This window comes from Comamonas resistens (assembly GCF_030064165.1).
Classification (GTDB): Bacteria; Pseudomonadota; Gammaproteobacteria; order Burkholderiales; family Burkholderiaceae_C; genus Comamonas; species Comamonas resistens.
The window spans coordinates 663,525-680,028 of record NZ_CP125947.1 but is presented as its reverse complement, the minus strand read 5'-3'; the positions used below and the strand labels follow the sequence as shown (position 1 = coordinate 680,028).

The following is a 16,504-nucleotide window of genomic DNA, read 5'->3' as shown; positions in this document are numbered from 1 at the left end:
GCCTTAACGGAACATCAGGAAATTGAGCAGGAACACATTGACGATCAGCAGTGCGATGGCCGTCGGAACCTGGGCACGGATGACCGCATTCTTGTCAATTTCCAGCAGCGCCGCAGGCACCAGGTTGAAGTTGGCCGCCATGGGCGTGAGCAGCGTGCCGCAGTAGCCGGACAACATGCCCACGGCTGCCATCACGGCCGGGTCGCCGTGATAGACGCCCACCAGCACAGGCACGCCCACGCCGCCGGTCATCACGGGAAAAGCTGCAAAACCATTGCCCATGATGACGGTGAACAGCGCCATGCCGATCACATACACGGCCACGGCGACAAAGCGCACGTCCATGTTGATATAGGTGGTGCTGATATAGGCCACGGCCTTGCCTACGCCGGCATCGGAAAACACCAGACCCAGCATGCCCAGCATCTGCGGCAGCACCAGCGCCCAGCCCAGAGCGTCGATCAGACGGTGCGATTCGCGCAGGCCCTGCATGGGTGTCTCATGCGTGAGCTTGCAGGCCAGGCCCAGCGCAATCACGCAGCCGATGCCCAGGCTGACCAGAGTGGTGTTCTTGGGGTCGATCAGCGGCACACCGCCCACCATCAGGTACTTGGCAGACAAGGTGCCCACCATGGTGATCAGCGGGATGGCCAGCGCGGGGATGAAGAGCTTGTTGCCCAGGCGCCTGGCGCTTTCCAGGTACTGCGCATCGGTGCGCGGCTGGTGCTTGCCGCCCAGCACGCCGCCAAAGCCGGCGATCAGTGCCATGGCTACGGCAATCACGCCCACCCACACGGGCGGCAGCGTATCGCCGACCAGAAACACCACGGCATACAGAGCCCAGAAGATGCCTGCCGAATAGCGGCGCGGATTGCTGGCATCGCGCAGCGTCATCACGGCCGTGATGGCCAGGATGATGCCGACGAGGTAGTACAGATACTGGATGGAAATGATCATGCCTGCTCTCCCTGCGAGTTCTTGTTTTCTTCAGCGATCTCGCGCTCCAGCGCCTTGTCCAGACGATACAGGCGGAAAGCATGGATGGCGAAGGCACAGGAAGCCGTGGGAATGCCCCATAGCGCCACATGGATGGGCTCCACATCGATACCGGCCTCCTTGAGAAAGGTCGTCATCAGCACGATGGCGCCGAAGGCCACAAAGATGTCTTCACCAAAGAACAGGCCCACGTTGTCGGTGGCTGCGGACATGGCGCGCAGCTTTTCACGGACCTTGGCAGACAGCTTGCCGTAGCGCGATTCGGTCGCGCCTTCGGCCATGGGCGCCAGCAGCGGGCGCACCATTTGCGGATGACCGCCCAGGCTGGTCAGGCCGATGGCGGCCGTGAGCTGGCGCGCTGCCAGATAGACGATGAGCAGACGACCTGCGGTGGCCGACTTGATGGAGCTGATCCAGTTCTGCGCATGCTGGCGCAGGCCATGGCGCTCCAGCAGACCGATCACGGCCAGCGGCAGCAGGATGATCAACGGCAGGTTGCGCGTCTTGACAAAGCCCGTGCCAATGGCGGCCAGCACCTTGTCGACGGGAAAGCCCGCGGCAAATGCCGTTCCTATGGCCGTGACGATCACGACCAGCATGGGGTTAAAGCGCAGCGCAAAGCCGGCAATGATGATGAGCACGCCAATCAGCGGCCACAGATTGATATCAGCAGGCATGTAGACCTCCGGAAACAGGCTTCGCGCTTGTTGCAAAACCACCTTCGGGCAGCAGCGGGCGATGCGCCAGTCGCTGTCCGTTCTCTTGGACTGAAAGCGCCCATGTTCAACGTTCAGCAGCTCCTGGGTCTTTCATATTGTTGAACAATCAATATCAATTGACTGCACAAATTTAATTCTCCAAAGAACAATCAAAGCTTATATATAGAACAAACCCTAGGTTTTGCTGATTTTTTGATTGCAGCAGCCTCGGCAGGGCAATCGCTACACTCGGGCCATGACTGACAGGAGACCTATGAAAGCCGCAACAGACACCCAGAATCTGACCGAGCGGATTGCCCATGAAATACGCGAAAAGCTGGTCAACGGTGAGCTGGCACCCGGCCAGCGTCTGTCCGAAGCAGCTCTTAGCGAAGCGCTGGATATCTCACGCAACACCTTGCGCGAGGTGTTCCGCGTGCTGACCAAGGAAGGCCTGCTGGTGCATGAGCCCAACAAGGGCGTATCGGTGGCCGTACCCGACATGGCTTCCATCATCGATATCTACCGTGTGCGCCGCATGATCGAGTGCCAGGCTCTGGCCCAGGCCTACCCCATGCACCCGGCGCGTGCTCTGATGCATCAGGCAGTGGCCGATGCCCGGCGCTACAGCGAAGCCGAGAACTGGGCCGAAGTGGGCACAGCCAATATGGCGTTTCACAAGGCCATCGTGGCCCTGGCCGACAGCGAACGTCTCAATGAAATGTTCTCGCACCTGCTGGCCGAGCTGCGTCTGGCCTTTGGCCTGCTGCGCGACCCGCATTTTCTGCACGCACCCTATGTGGAAATGAATCAGCACATTCTGCAAACCTTCGAAAGCAGCAAGCCTGCAGATGCAGCGGCAGAGCTTCACGATTACCTGGTGCATTCGGAACGCATCATCCTTGCCGCCTATGCCCGGCAGTTGGCCCAGACCGGCCTCAAGACCGCCTGAGAGTCCCGGCGGTTGCCGCGCAAGGCAAGCCTTAACCCGGTGAACTCTTGTCCCGTCGTGGAGCTTGCCTGCAAACACGCGCCACGCTCGGACACTCTTGGGCGATTTCTTTTCAGCCCACCATAGCCTACGATCAGCAATCAATCGCTGAACAATCCAGGCAACTCAGCTCACCCAAAATATCGAATAACTCCAGCAAAAACAACATATTGTTGAAATCCCTAGTGCCTACCTCTGAGCGGGGATGATAGTTTTGGCCTGCAAACCACCCGCCATCACACACCATCCAGAGGCTTTCTCCGCAGGCCTCCTGCCCTTCTACTCGGGAGTCAACATGAAGCGTCGCATCTTTTGTGCCACCGTTCCCCTGATCGCCAGCCTTGCCTTTGCAGGCGCAGCCGCAGCCCAGACCAAATGGGACTTCGCCACGGCTTATGGCCCCGGCAATTTCCACTCCAAGAACGACGAGCTGTTTGTCAAGGATGTGGATGCCGCCACGGGCGGCAAGCTCAAGATCACGCCGCACTTTGGTGCATCGCTGTTCAAGATGCCCGAGATCAAACGCGCCGTGCAGACCGGCAATGCGCAGATGGGTGAATTCTTTCTGGTGAGCTTTCAGAATGAGTCACAGATTTTTGGCGTGGACGGCCTGCCTTTTCTGGTGAGCAGCTATGACGAGGCCTTCAAGCTGTATCAGGCACAAAAGCCGGCGCTGCAGAAGCTGCTGGACAAACAAGGGCAGATCCTGCTGTATTCCGTGGCCTGGCCGCCCCAGGGCATCTACACCAAGAAACCCATCCAGTCGGCAGCGGACTTGAAGGGCATGAAATGGCGCGTGTATTCACCCACCACGGCCCGCATCGGCGAGCTGATCGGTGCCCAGCCCGTCACCGTGCAGGAGGCCGAGCTGGCCCAGGCCCTGGCCACCGGCGTGGTGGACGGACTGGTCACGTCGAGTGCCACCGGAGCCGACAACAAGCTGTTTGAGAACCTGAAGTACTACTACAACGTGCAGGCCTGGATTCCCAAGAATGCCGTCACCGTGAGCAAAAAGGCATTTGGCGCGCTGAGCAAAGCCGAGCAGGACGCCGTTCTGAAGGCCGCAGCCACGGCGGAGGAGCGCGGCTGGAAGGAATCCAAGGAAGTGGATGCCAGGTCCATTGCGGCGCTGAAGGCCGGCGGCATGAGCATCGAATCCGGTTCTGCCCAACTCAAGGCCGACCTGGCCAAGGTCGGCGAGACCGTCATCAAGGAATGGACCGACAAGGCCGGTGCCGAGGGCAAGGCCATTCTGGATGCCTACAAGGCCGCCAAATAAGGTCTTCGGCAATCTCCGCAAAAACAAGCGCCCATCTGCCGCTGCAGATGGGCACGCCTTGTTGGGGTACATAGATGCGCAAATTACTCGATGGTTTGTACACCGCTGCTGCATGGCTGGCAGGGCTGTCGATGATCGGCATTCTGCTGATGGTGCTGCTTACCGTTCTCAGCCGCGTTATCGGCTTCAGCGCGCCGGGCACCGATGCCTATGCAGGCTACGCCATGGCCGGCGCCGGCTTCATGGCGCTGGCCAGCACTTTCAAGAAGGGCGAGCACATCCGCGTCACTCTGCTGCTCGGTGCTCTCAAGGGCCATGCACTCAAGGTGATGGAAGTCATTGCCCTGGGCATTGCCACCGTGCTGGGTGGCTTTCTGGCCTTTTACTCGGCCCGCTTGACCTGGCAGTCCTGGGAGATTGAGGACATCTCGGTCGGCATAGATGCCACGCCCATGTGGATTCCCCAGATATTCATGGCGCTGGGTACCAGCATATTTTTCATAGCGCTATGCGACGAGCTGGTGCTGGAGCTACTGGGAAAACGCCAGGCCGCAGTCAACGAGGACGCGCACCATGAATGAAATTACCGCAAGCATTGCCCTGATCGTGGTGCTGCTGGCCTTGCTGGGCGGCGGCGTCTGGGTAGGTCTGACGCTGGCGGGCGTGGCCTGGTTCGGCATGGAGTTCTTCACCGCACGCGCCGCTGGCGATGCCATGGCCATGACCATCTGGGGTTCGGCCAGCAGCTGGACGCTCACGGCCCTGCCGCTGTTTGTGTGGATGGGCGAAATTCTCTACCGCACCAATCTGAGCGAGAGCATGTTCCGCGGCCTGGCACCCTGGGTCAATGCCCTGCCCGGCCGCTTGCTGCACACCAATGTGATCGGCTGCACGATTTTTGCCGCGGTCTCCGGCTCGTCTGCCGCAACCTGCGCCACCGTAGGCAAGATGAACGTGCCCGAGCTGATGAAGCGCGGCTACCCGCAGGATCAGGTGATAGGCTCACTGGGCGGCCCGGCAACGCTGGGCCTGCTGATTCCGCCTTCCATCATCCTCATCGTCTATGGCGTATCGGCCGAGATGTCGATCTCCAAGCTCTTCATGGCGGGCGTGCTGCCCGGCATCATGCTGGCCGTGATGTTCAGCGGCTGGATCATGGTCTGGGCGCTACTCAACCCCGGCAAGATTCCCAAGGCCGATGCGGCAATGGGCTTCAAGGAAAAGCTCTACGAGTCACGCCACCTAATTCCCGTCGTGCTGCTGATCGCCTCGGTCATCGCCAGCATCTACACCGGTATTGCCACGGCCACCGAGGCGGCGGCCATCGGCGTGGTGGGCTCGCTGATTCTGTCGGCCGTGCAGGGCGCGCTGACCTGGAAGAACTTCAAGGATGCACTGTTCGGAGCCACGCGCCTGTACTGCATGATTGCGCTGATCCTGGCGGGCGCAGCCTTCATGACCCTGTCCATGGGCTATATCGGCCTGCCGCGCCAGCTGGCCCAGTACGTGGGCAGCCTGAACCTTTCGCCCGCCATGCTGATCATTGTGCTGGGCTTTTTCTACATCGTGATCGGCTGCTTTCTGGACGGCATCTCCACCATCGTGCTGACCATGAGCGTGGTGCTACCCATCATCCAGGCTGCGGGCATCGATCTGCTGTGGTTCGGCATCTTTCTGGTGATCACCGTGGAGACTGCGCAGATCACGCCCCCCGTGGGCTTCAATCTGTTCGTGCTGCAGGGCATGACCGGCAAACAGATCACCTATATCGCCCGCGTCTGCGCACCGTACTTCTTCCTGATGGTGACGGCGCTGGTGATTCTGTGGTTCTTCCCCCAGATCGTGACGGCGCTGCCCAACAATATGTAGCGATCCAAAGCAAAAGAGCGCTTCTGGCGAAGCGCTCTTTTCAAGGTCTGGTAAAGGCGCAGCGGCGGCTGCGCCGCCCCGAAAGCACACCGGTCATTCGACCGTCACGCTCTTGGCCAGGTTACGCGGTTTGTCCACGTCCGTGCCGCGTGCCACGGCTGTGTGATAGGCCAGAAGCTGCAGTGGAACCACGTGCAGAATGGGGCTCAGCGCGCCGTAGTTTTCAGGCATGCGGATCACATGCATGCCTTCGGCGCTTTCGATATTGCTCTTGGCATCCGCCAGCACATACAGCACGCCACCGCGGGCGCGCACTTCCTGCATATTGCTCTTGAGCTTTTCCAGCAGTTCGTCATTGGGAGCCACCGTGACCACCGGCATGGTGCTGTCCACCAGCGCCAACGGGCCGTGCTTGAGCTCGCCCGCTGGATAGGCTTCAGCGTGGATATAGCTGATTTCCTTGAGCTTGAGCGCGCCTTCCAGGGCGATGGGGTAGTGAATGCCCCGGCCCAGGAAAAGTGCATTGTCCTTTTTCGCAAAATCCTCGGCCCAGCTGATGATCTGCGGCTCCAGAGCCAGCACAGACTGAAGCGCCACGGGCAGGTGGCGCATGGCGGTCAGATATTGCTGCTCTTTCTCTTCGGGCAGGCGGCCCTTGGACTGCGCCAGAGCCAGTGTCAACAGGAACAGACCTGCCAGCTGCGTCGTGAAGGCCTTGGTCGAGGCCACACCGATTTCCACACCTGCGCGGGTGATGTAAGCCAGCTCGCATTCGCGAACCATGGCGCTGGTCGCCACGTTGCAGATCGTCAACGTGTGCGTCATGCCCAGGCTTTGCGCATGGCGCAGTGCAGCCAGGGTGTCGGCGGTTTCTCCCGACTGGCTGATGGTCACGATCAGGGTCTTGGGGTCGGGCACGCTGGTGCGATAGCGGTATTCGCTGGCCACTTCCACGCTGCAGGGAATGCCGGCGATAGCCTCGATCCAGTACTTGGCCGTGCAGCCGCTGTAGTAGCTGGTGCCGCAGGCCAGAATCAGCACACGGTCAATCTCCTTGAACACACGCCAGGCGGCTACGCCCGTCTTGCCTTCGGAGGTCACGCCATCGAACAGCTCGGGGGCCACATGCTGCACACCTTCCAGCGTGTCGCCAAAGGCACGCGGCTGCTCGAAGATTTCCTTTTGCATGTAGTGGCGATAAGGGCCCAGTTCCACCGCACCGCTGTGGGCCAGAACGGTCTTCACGGGGCGTTGCTGCGCCGTCAGCTGATCGCCCTTCTTGCTCACAACCCAGTAACGACCCGGCTGAAGATCCACCATATCGCCCTCTTCCAGGTAGACGATCTGGTCGGTCACACCCGCCAGCGCCATGGCATCGCTGGCCAGGAAATGTTCGGCACCTTCCTGGCCAACCCCCAGAATCAGCGGTGAGCCTGCACGTGCACCCACCACGCGGCTGGGCTCGTCCTTGTGCATCACGCCAATGGCATAGGCGCCATGCAGGCGGGCCGTAGCGGCCTGCACTGCCTCAAACAGGTCTCCGGCATAGAGGCTGTCTACGAGGTGTGCTATCACTTCTGTATCCGTCTGGCTGGCGAACACATAGCCTTTGCCCTGTAGCTCGGTGCGCAATGCCTCGTAGTTTTCAATGATGCCGTTGTGCACCAAAGCCACGCGGGCGGGGGCATCGGCATCGGCCACGGCAGAAATGCCGGGGCCGTGGCTGAAGTGAGGATGGGCATTGCGCACTGCGGGCTCGCCATGTGTGGCCCAACGCGTGTGGGCGATGCCGGTCAGACCCTGCACATGCTCGGTCTTGACCTGCTCCATCAGCTCCGCCACCCGGGCCGTCGAACGGGCCCGCTGCAGACCCAGGCTCAGGCCATCGGCATTCTGCGCCTGTACTGCCACACCACAGGAGTCATAGCCACGGTACTCCAGACGCTGGAGGCCTTGAACCAGAACAGGAACGATATCGCGATGAGAAACCGCTGCCACAATGCCACACATAGATAGACCCTCAGGTTGATTTGCAGGGCATGCTACGCCCCCAACAAAGAAATCTTCAATCAATCAATCACAAAAAATGATTGAAAATTTCATAATAAAAATGATTTGAACTTTTATTCAATAAAATTACTTTTAATGAATGAATATTCCATCAATCTGGATTCCACCGATTTGCAACTATTGCGGCAGTTACAACGCGACGCCAGCCTCAGCAACCAGGCTCTGGCCTCTTTGCTGCACCTGTCGCCGCCCACCTGCTTGCGCCGGGTCAAGCGCCTGCAATCATTGGGTCTGATTGAGCAGCAGGTCGCCATTCTGAGCCGGGAACGACTGGCCGAGGTCACGGGCCACGGTTTGCAGGCGATCGTGGAAGTGTCGCTGGACCGGCAGGACAGCAGCTCCCTCATGCAGTTTGAACGCAAGGCCGTTGCCGAGAACGGCGTCCAGCAATGCTGGCGTGTCTCACCCGGGCCGGACTTCGTACTGATCATCGCCACCTTGGATATGCCTGCCTATCTGGCGCTGAGTCAGAAGCTGTTCACGCAAGATGCCAATGTGCGCAATGTGAAAGCCTTTTTCGCAGTGAAGCGTGCCAAATTCAGCACCGAATTGCCCATTCCAGAAGCACTTAGGTAATCCTCAGCGAGGCCTCTCAGGCCCTGATTTCAAGCTGTGGTGTAAACGCCGCGCAAGCTTGTTGTAAATTGATACAAATTATTTGATTTCAATTATTCTCTGCACCTTTGACCTCCAGCCATTTGCCAGATGCCGCTGCAGCAAAGGATCCACCGCAGGACTTATCCCGTGCGAGCTTCATATATGGGGCTGTGCGGTCTGGTCGTGGCTGCGAGCCTGGCTTATCAGCCGGCGAATATCGTCTGGTGGGCGTTTACAGCGGTCAGCGCTCTGGTCTGGCCCCATATTGCCTACCTGCATTCCTGCAGACAGGCCGATCCTTTTCAGTCCGAATATCTGAACTGCCTGATCGATGCTTTGATCGTGGGCTGCTGGGTCGCGCTCATGCAATGGAGCTTGCTGCCCAGCATTTGCATTCTGGCCATCAGCATGTCGGACCGCTCCTATCTGGGACTCAAGCAGCGCTGGCTTCCCTTCGTGGGCGCCTTGCTGGCTGGCATGGGCCTGATGGCAGCCCTGGTTCAGCCTGAGGCGCAATGGCTGGCACCATTGGGGGTACAGATCAGTCTGCTGCCCTTGGTCATTCTGCATACCGCCTATACCAGCCGCTCCACACGCAGAATGCTCAAGACTCTGGCCAAACAGAATCTACAGCTCAAGCTGCTGGGGCGCATCGACCCGCTGACCACGGTTTACAGCCGGGATTACTGGTGGAAAATGGCCCGCACGGCTTTGCGCCAGCATCACATACGCCAGGAGCAGACCAGCCTGCTGGTTATCGATATTGATCACTTCAAACGCATCAATGACGAATACGGCCATATCGTCGGCGACGAGGTGCTGAAACTCATAGGCCTGAACATTCGCCAATGCCTGCGCAGCCACGATATTGCCGGCCGTTATGGCGGTGATGAATTCACGGTGCTGTGCAAAAACGCCAAGGCCGAAGATGCCTATTTTGTGGCGCTGCGCATTCGCGACAAACTGGCGCAGATTCGCCTGCGCGAGTATCCCAAACTGAGGATCAGCGCCAGTATTGGCGTGGCTGCGGCCGATGACAGCTTCGAGTCCGTGGCGACCTGGATCAAGGCAGCCGACACCGCTCTCTACAGTGCCAAGGATGCCGGTCGCGATCAGATCATTGATGCCGGCCCCAGCAGCCACATTCCCAACAGTCCGGCGACGATTCCCATGCCGGCCAGCAAGACCAGCTTGAACCCGGTGGCACAAGAGCAGCCGGTCAAGGACGATCTGACTTACTGAGACGGGAAAGATGCTGGCTGAGGCCAGTGCAGCTGCAAGGTGCAGCCCTGTCCCGGCTGAGCCTCGATGCTGGCCCTCCCGCCATGGCGCTGGCAAATGCCTTGTATCAAAGCCAGGCCTGTACCCACGCCTTCAAATTCCGAATCGCGGTGCATGCGCTGGAAGATACCGAACAGCCGATCGGCGCGCGCGCCATCGAAGCCTGCACCGTTGTCGCTCACCGAGATCTGCACCGACCCGTAGGCCTCCTCCACCGTCACCACAATCTTTGCCTGAGTCTGCGGATGACTGAACTTGACGGCATTGGACAAGGCAGCCGTCAGCGCCTGCTCCAGCAGCTGTGCGTCGCCTTGAACGACGGCAGCAGTCACCGGCAGCCTCCATTCGATGTTGCGATCGGGGTTCCGCGCCTGCAACTGGAGCTGGAGACGCTGCAACATGGCCTGCAGATCCACGGCTTGCCATTGCAGAGGCTGACGCGCCGCCCGTGACAGCAGCAGCAAGCCATCGAACATGGCGGCCATGCGCTTGGCCGATTGATCCATGGTCTGCAAAAAGCTGCAGGCCTCCTGCAGATCATCGGCACTTGGCGCTGCCTGCTGCAGCAGCTCGGCGATCAAGGGATTGAATGCCAGTACATGGCGCAGCGGAGCACGCAGATCATGCGACACCGCATGCACCCATTGCTGCTGGGCATCGCGCAGGGCTGCCAGCTCGGCATCTCGCCGGGCCAGCAGTTCCAGCGCCTCTTCCAGCGTTTCGGGCGCTATTTTTTCAGAGGCTTGTGGCGCTTTATCCATCGATGTTATGGCTGTTTTTTAGGACGTTGCCAATTGCTGATACCCACCTGCTTGCCGCGCGCCACGGTCAGCGACCCGGCCTCGGTACTCTTGGTCACGGTGGAGCCTGCGCCCACGGTACCGCCCGCCCCCACGGTCACCGGAGCGACCAGCACGCAGTTGCTGCCGATATGCACATCCGCCTCTATCACCGTACGGTGTTTGTTCACGCCGTCGTAGTTGGCGGTGATGCTGCCTGCGCCATAGTTCACGCGCTCACCCACCGAGGCATCGCCCAGATAGGCCAGATGATTGGCCTTGGCGCCATCGGCCATGGTGGAGTTCTTCACTTCAACGAAGTTGCCGATGTGCACTTCTCGGCCCAGCCTGGCCCCGGGGCGCAGACGGGCAAACGGACCGATCAGCGCCCCTTGCCCCACCTCCACGCCCGCCTTCTCGCCATCGATATGGGTGAAGGGTTGAATCACCGCATCGTCGGCAATCTGGACATTGCTGATATGGCAGTTGGCGCCAATTTTCGCGCCCGAGCCAATCGTCACATTGCCGGTGAAGATGCAGTTCACATCGATCTCCACATCCTGACCGCAGGACAGGTTGGCCTTGGCGCCGCGCACATCGTCACGCAGGTCAAAACGCTGGGGGTCGGCCAGCCGCACGCCCTGCTCCATCAGCCGACGCGCCTGGCGCAGCTGATGGGCTCGCTCAAGTTCAGCCAGTTGCAAGGGGCTGTTCACGCCTGCGACCTGCAGCGCATCGGCAATGCGATGACCGACCACGGACACGCCGTCGGTGACTGCCATGGCAACAATGTCGGTCAGGTAGTACTCGCCCTGGGCATTGTTGTTGTCTAGCTTGGACAGCCAGGCCCTCAAGTATTTGGCGGGCACGGCCATGATGCCGCTGTAGATCTCGGTGATGGCACGCTCGGCCTCGTTCGCATCCTTTTGCTCCACGATGCGCTGCACGGTGCCCGCATCGTTGCGCACGATACGGCCGTAGCCCGTGGGGTCGGGCATGCTCACCGTCAGCAGCGCCAGCTTGTCGGCCCCGGCTGCATCGACCAGACCTTGCAGGGTATCGGCCTGCGTCAGGGGTACGTCACCGGACAGCACCACCACCAGGCCGTCGTCCTTGAGCTGCGGCACCGCCTGCTGCACGGCGTGGCCGGTGCCCAGCTGCGGCTCCTGACGCGCAAATTTCAGGTCAAAACCGGCTTCAGCGCTTTGTGCGCCTGCGATAGCCGCTTCTACTTCTGCAGCACCATGGCCGGTAATCACCACGGCCGAGCGTGCCTTCAGCTGCGCTGCCGTATCCAGCACATGCTGCAGCAGGGCGCGACCGGCCAGCTTTTGCAGTACCTTGGGATGGCGGCTTTTCATGCGGGTGCCTTTGCCGGCAGCCATGATGACGATGTCCAGAGGTGCAGTCATAGTTGTTCGTGAGCTCATTAAGTCGTTGATTATCGGCTCATACGCGCGACGGCTTCTACTCGGTCTGCGCAACAGCAGCATCAAACACCGTATGCTTGCCCTGTCATGCCACATGCCACCTCCAGTCCCACCCCGCTGCTTCGCACGCGCGCCATTGGCGCAGGCCATCTGCGCGCTTTTTTGGCTGTAGCCAGACACCTGAACTTTCGCGCGGCCGCCGATGAGCTGGCCCTGACCCAATCGGCCGTCAGCCGCCAGATTCAGTCCCTGGAAGACGAGGTCGGCATGCCTTTGTTCCTGCGTCACTCGCGTGCCGTGGAGCTGACGGGCGCTGGTGCCCAGTTGCTGCATTCCGTGCAGCCGGCGCTGGAAGCCATCGACGCCACCGTCCGCCAGATCCGCCAGACCGCAGGCCGCAAGAGCGTGGCCATCACCACCTGGGCCAGCTTTGCTGCCATGTGGCTAATTCCGCGCCTGGAGGCTTTTCAGCGCACCCACCCCGACATCGACATCCGCATCGACACGGGTGATGCCGTGCTGGACCTGGAAACCACCGATGTGGATCTGGCCATACGGTACAGCGCCAGCGTGATAGACCCCGGCGCCCAGTCCCTGTTCGGTGAAGAACTGGTGCTGGTGGCCAGCCCTGCCCTGCTCAAGAACGGGCCGCCGCTGCGCAAGCCTGCCGATGCAGCGCACTTCACCTTGATAGAAACCGGCGATGTACACCGCATGCCTCAGCTGGAATGGCTGAGCTGGCAGCGCTGGTTTGCCGCCAACGGCTGCGATCAGCTGCAACCGCCACGCTGGCTGTATTTCAACTACGCCCACCAGATCGTTCAGGCAGCCCTGGCCGGTCAGGGCCTGGCGATTGCCCGATTGCCGTTGGTCGCCGATGCGCTGGCCGCAGGTGACCTTATTGAAGTGCTGCCCGAGCACCGCCTGGCATCACCGCTCTCGTACTGGCTGCTGCAAGGACCGCGCAGCGGCGCGCGGCCCGAGGTTCAGGCTTTTTGCCAATGGCTGCTGAACCAGGCCGAAGAGACAAGAGCCCATATGCAGCAGCGCCCGGACGCTGCCTGAGCCGCCGATTCAGGGATGCACCGGGGTGCGGCAAGAAATGGCCACGCGATTCCACATATTGATCACCACGGCCAGCCACTCTATGGACGCGATCTCCCGTGTATTCAGCGCCTTGGCCGCTTCGGCATAGACTGCATCGGGAATCTGATCACTGGCCACCAGCGTGATGACTTCCGTCAACGCCAGCCCCGCACGCTCCTTGCTTGTGAAATATGCGGTTTCACGCCAGGCCGGCAATACCGCCAGGCGGTCCGGGGCTTCGCCTGCCGCCAGTGCGTCTCTGGCATGCATGCGCAGGCAGAAAGCACATTGGTTGATCTGCGAGGCCCTGAGCTTCACCAGATGGGTGAATCCAGCGGTCCAGCCAGCCTCCAGGGCCGCAGCCTCTGCCAGCCTGTCCACCTCCAGCACGGATTGGTATATGTGGGGCAGCTCCTTGCCCAAGTTGACGCGTTCACTCATCACACACTCCTTGGATGGGAGAGCACACCATACCAAGCAATGCCGCCGTGTGCACTCTGCGGTGCCCATCCCGCCCAGCAAGAAGAGCCGCTTGTGCGGCTCTTGTTCTTAGGGCTTCTTAGGGCTCGGCTCGTGCCAAACGCGCCATCAGCTCAGGGTCACGCGCGCAAACTTGCGCTTGCCCACCTGCAGCACAAAGGTACCGGCTTCCAGCTTCAGTGCGCGGTCGCTGATGACATTGCCGTCGATGCGCACGCCGCCGCCATCAATCAGGCGGTTGGCTTCGCCGGTCGATGCAGCCAGATTGGCCTGCTTGACCAGCGCACCAATGCCCAGCGGAGCGCCGGACAGGCTGATTTCAGGGATGTCATCAGGGATGCCGCCCTTGGAGCGGTTGATGAAATCCTGCTCGGCCGCCTCGGCCAGCGCCGCGCTGTGGAAGCGCGCGGTGATTTCCTTGGCCAGGGCCACCTTGGCATGCTTGGGGTTGCCGCCGGCCTCGATCTCGGCCTTGAGTGCGGCGATCTCGGCCAGGCTCTTGAAGGACAGCAGGGTGTACCAGTCCCACATCAGCTCGTCCGAGATCGACAGCACCTTGGCGAACATGGTGTTGGCGTCCTCGGTGATGCCGATGTAGTTGTTCTTGGACTTGGACATCTTGTGCACACCGTCCAGGCCCACCAGCAGCGGCATGGTGAGCACGCACTGCTGCTCCTGTCCATATTCGGCCTGCAGATGGCGACCCATCATCAGATTGAATTTCTGGTCCGTGCCGCCCAGCTCCAGGTCGGCCTTGAGCGCCACCGAGTCATAGCCCTGCAGCAGCGGGTACAGAAACTCGTGCAGGCTGATGGAGCTGCCTTCGGTGAAACGCGTATGGAAGTCGTTGCGCTCCATCATGCGCGCCACCGTGTACTTGGCCGACAGCTCAATCATGCCGCGTGCGCCCAGCTGGTCGCACCACTCGCTGTTGTAACGAACCTCGGTCCTGGCAGGGTCCAGCACCTTGGCGGCCTGGGTGTAATAGGTCTCGGCATTGACCTTGATCTGCTCGGCCGTCAATGGCGGGCGGGTGGAATTGCGGCCCGAGGGGTCGCCGATCAGCGTGGTGAAGTCGCCGATCAGAAAGATCACCTGGTGGCCCAGATCCTGCAGCTGGCGCATCTTGTTGAGCACCACGGTGTGGCCAAGGTGGATGTCGGGAGCCGTGGGGTCCAGGCCCAGCTTGATGCGCAGGGGCACACCGGTGGCTTCGGACCTGGCCAGTTTCTGGACCCACTCGTCCTTGGGCAGCAGCTCATCGACTCCACGCAGAGTGACTTCCAGCGCCTGGTTCACTCTGTCGGTCACGGGAAAACTTGTAACAGCAGATTGATTCATAAGGGTTTTTCGGCAGGCGAGGTAGGACGCGGCCGATATACTTGGAGGTTTGGTGTTACGGTCAATTCTAGACTGCTCCCTCATAAAGACCTCTTTGGATGGACTTATGGCACGGTAGAGCTGCTGGAGACGTGTCAGTCGTAACAAATACCAACTCCACCGACACGCTTTCCCAAGGATTTGATGTTTTGATGACTGGCTTGAAAAATGCCGGCGGTGCACTGATTGCGCGGCTGACATCGGCCCTGCAAAAGCATCCTCGGCGCGCTTCGGCTGCGCTGGCGGCTGTTTTGCTGACCGGTGGCAGCGGTGCCTTCGCTGTGGCCAATCTGGGCCCAGACCCCGCCGATCTCCCCGTACGCACTCTGATCGAACCCGTGGCCTCTCTGGCCCAGGGCCATGATCTGGCCGAACTCACGGATCTGCAGGCGTTCTCCCTCTACCGCAACGAAACCACGCGCAGCAACGACACCGCCGAGTCTCTGCTGCAGCGCCTGGGCATTGCCGACCCGCAGGCCGCCGCCTTCATGCGCAGCGACGAGGCCGTACGCCAGAACGTGCTGAGCCGCGCTGGCCGCCTGGTCTCCGCCGAAACCACGGCCGACCACCAGCTGACGGCACTGACTGTGCGCTGGGCTCCCGATGAGGACGGTACCTTCCGTCGCCTGACTGTCGAGCGCGTGGACGGCAAGCTTCAGACCAAGATCGAAACCGGCAAGCTCACCGCCAGCCCCCGCCTGGCGGGTGGCGTGATCCGCTCCACCTTCTACGCAGCATCCGACGCGGCAGACATTCCCGAGAATGTTTCCATGCAGATGGCCGACATCTTCGAAGGCCAGCTGGACTTCCGCCGCGGCCTGCGCAAGGGCGACCGCTTTGCCGTGGTCTATGAGTCCCTGGAAGCCGATGGCGAGCCCCTGCGTGCCGGCCGCGTGCTGAGCACCGAGTTCCTCAACAATGGCAAGGCTCATCAGGCCATTTGGTTCCAGGAGGATGGCAAGAAAGGCTCTTACTACACGCTGGACGGCAAGAGCCTGCAGCAGGCCTATCTGAGCTACCCCGTGGAGTTCTCGCGTATCAGCAGCAATTTTTCCATGCGTCTGCACCCCATCCAGAAGACCTGGCGCGCCCACCTGGGTACGGACTTTGCGGCCCCCACGGGCACCAAGGTCCGCACCGTGGGTGATGGTACCGTGTCCTTTGCCGGCGTGCAAAACGGCTATGGCAATGTGATCTTTGTCGAGCATGCCAACCAGCACACCACGGTCTATGCGCACCTGAGCCGCATCGACGTCAGGCAGGGCCAGCATGTGGACCAGGGCGACATCATCGGCGCCGTGGGCTCTACCGGCTGGGCCACAGGCCCCCACTTGCACTTTGAATTCCGCGAAAAGGGCGAGCAGCGCGATCCGCTGACCATTGCCCAGATCACCGACGCGGCCAAGCCCATCAGCAAATCTGCTCGCGCAGCCTTTGACAAGCAGGCCGCGCAGATGCGCATCGAACTCAATGCGGGCACCCAGGCCGTCGCCGTGGCCAGCGCACGCTGATACGCCGTAGACTCACTCCATCCAAGGGCTGCATCTGCAGCCCTTTTTCATAAGCCA

Annotated in this window: 15 protein-coding genes; 8 read left to right on the top strand and 7 right to left on the bottom strand. The window is 60.8% G+C overall.

Annotated elements, in window-relative coordinates; all coding sequences use genetic code 11:
• Positions 1–3 precede the first annotated feature (3 nt).
• Positions 4–957: a DUF979 domain-containing protein gene (locus tag QMY55_RS03070; RefSeq protein ID WP_283487238.1), complete on the bottom strand. Its 954-nt coding sequence runs from the start codon at positions 955–957 to the stop codon at positions 4–6.
• Entirely contained in the window at positions 954–1,673 is a 720-nt protein-coding gene (locus QMY55_RS03065; RefSeq protein ID WP_283487237.1) for a DUF969 domain-containing protein, read from the bottom strand. The genes QMY55_RS03070 and QMY55_RS03065 overlap by 4 nt, the downstream gene beginning before the upstream one ends.
• 295 nt (positions 1,674–1,968) lie before the next feature.
• Here QMY55_RS03065 and QMY55_RS03060 point away from each other — a divergent pair, with 295 nt between their 5' ends.
• From QMY55_RS03060 to QMY55_RS03045, 4 genes are all read left to right on the top strand, one after another.
• Positions 1,969–2,646 (top strand): GntR family transcriptional regulator, encoded by a 678-nt coding sequence (locus tag QMY55_RS03060; protein ID WP_283487236.1) that lies wholly within the window; start codon positions 1,969–1,971, stop codon positions 2,644–2,646.
• A gap of 334 nt (positions 2,647–2,980) precedes the next feature.
• On the top strand, positions 2,981–3,964 hold the full coding sequence (locus tag QMY55_RS03055) for a TRAP transporter substrate-binding protein (RefSeq protein WP_283487235.1): 984 nt from the start codon (positions 2,981–2,983) through the stop codon (positions 3,962–3,964).
• Positions 3,965–4,038: 74 nt separating this feature from the next.
• Entirely contained in the window at positions 4,039–4,545 is a 507-nt protein-coding gene (locus tag QMY55_RS03050; RefSeq protein WP_283487234.1) for a TRAP transporter small permease, read from the top strand.
• Positions 4,538–5,833 (top strand): TRAP transporter large permease, encoded by a 1,296-nt coding sequence (locus QMY55_RS03045; protein ID WP_283487232.1) that lies wholly within the window; start codon positions 4,538–4,540, stop codon positions 5,831–5,833. Before QMY55_RS03050 ends, QMY55_RS03045 begins: the two co-directional genes overlap by 8 nt.
• 93 nt (positions 5,834–5,926) lie before the next feature.
• Here QMY55_RS03045 and glmS read toward each other — a convergent pair whose 3' ends face one another.
• Positions 5,927–7,843 (bottom strand): glutamine--fructose-6-phosphate transaminase (isomerizing), encoded by a 1,917-nt coding sequence (gene glmS, locus QMY55_RS03040; RefSeq protein ID WP_283487231.1) that lies wholly within the window; start codon positions 7,841–7,843, stop codon positions 5,927–5,929.
• A 135-nt stretch (positions 7,844–7,978) separates the two neighbouring features.
• Here glmS and QMY55_RS03035 point away from each other — a divergent pair, with 135 nt between their 5' ends.
• Both QMY55_RS03035 and QMY55_RS03030 read left to right on the top strand, forming a co-directional pair.
• Entirely contained in the window at positions 7,979–8,479 is a 501-nt protein-coding gene (locus QMY55_RS03035; RefSeq protein ID WP_283487230.1) for an Lrp/AsnC family transcriptional regulator, read from the top strand.
• Between the two features lie 168 nt (positions 8,480–8,647).
• On the top strand, positions 8,648–9,742 hold the full coding sequence (locus QMY55_RS03030) for a sensor domain-containing diguanylate cyclase (RefSeq protein ID WP_283487229.1): 1,095 nt from the start codon (positions 8,648–8,650) through the stop codon (positions 9,740–9,742).
• Here QMY55_RS03030 and QMY55_RS03025 read toward each other — a convergent pair.
• Together QMY55_RS03025 and glmU are read right to left on the bottom strand one after the other, a co-directional pair.
• Positions 9,736–10,542 (bottom strand): sensor histidine kinase, encoded by an 807-nt coding sequence (locus QMY55_RS03025; RefSeq protein ID WP_283487228.1) that lies wholly within the window; start codon positions 10,540–10,542, stop codon positions 9,736–9,738. The two genes, QMY55_RS03030 and QMY55_RS03025, sit on opposite strands and share 7 nt — an antisense overlap.
• Positions 10,543–10,547: 5 nt before the next feature.
• Positions 10,548–11,972 carry a bifunctional UDP-N-acetylglucosamine diphosphorylase/glucosamine-1-phosphate N-acetyltransferase GlmU gene (gene glmU, locus QMY55_RS03020; protein ID WP_283487227.1) on the bottom strand — a complete coding sequence of 475 codons (1,425 nt, stop codon included), beginning with the start codon at positions 11,970–11,972 and terminating at the stop codon, positions 10,548–10,550.
• A gap of 105 nt (positions 11,973–12,077) precedes the next feature.
• Here glmU and QMY55_RS03015 point away from each other — a divergent pair, with 105 nt between their 5' ends.
• Positions 12,078–13,055 (top strand): LysR substrate-binding domain-containing protein, encoded by a 978-nt coding sequence (locus QMY55_RS03015; protein WP_283487226.1) that lies wholly within the window; start codon positions 12,078–12,080, stop codon positions 13,053–13,055.
• A 9-nt stretch (positions 13,056–13,064) separates the two neighbouring features.
• On the opposite strand, the gene QMY55_RS03010 is transcribed toward QMY55_RS03015, so the two are convergent.
• Both QMY55_RS03010 and tyrS read right to left on the bottom strand, forming a co-directional pair.
• Entirely contained in the window at positions 13,065–13,517 is a 453-nt protein-coding gene (locus QMY55_RS03010) for a carboxymuconolactone decarboxylase family protein (protein WP_283487225.1), read from the bottom strand.
• A gap of 147 nt (positions 13,518–13,664) precedes the next feature.
• Positions 13,665–14,897, bottom strand: coding sequence for a tyrosine--tRNA ligase (gene tyrS, locus QMY55_RS03005; RefSeq protein ID WP_283487224.1), 1,233 nt, complete (start codon positions 14,895–14,897; stop codon positions 13,665–13,667).
• Positions 14,898–15,088: 191 nt separating this feature from the next.
• Here tyrS and QMY55_RS03000 point away from each other — a divergent pair, with 191 nt between their 5' ends.
• On the top strand, positions 15,089–16,447 hold the full coding sequence (locus QMY55_RS03000; RefSeq protein WP_283487223.1) for a M23 family metallopeptidase: 1,359 nt from the start codon (positions 15,089–15,091) through the stop codon (positions 16,445–16,447).
• Positions 16,448–16,504 lie beyond the last annotated feature (57 nt).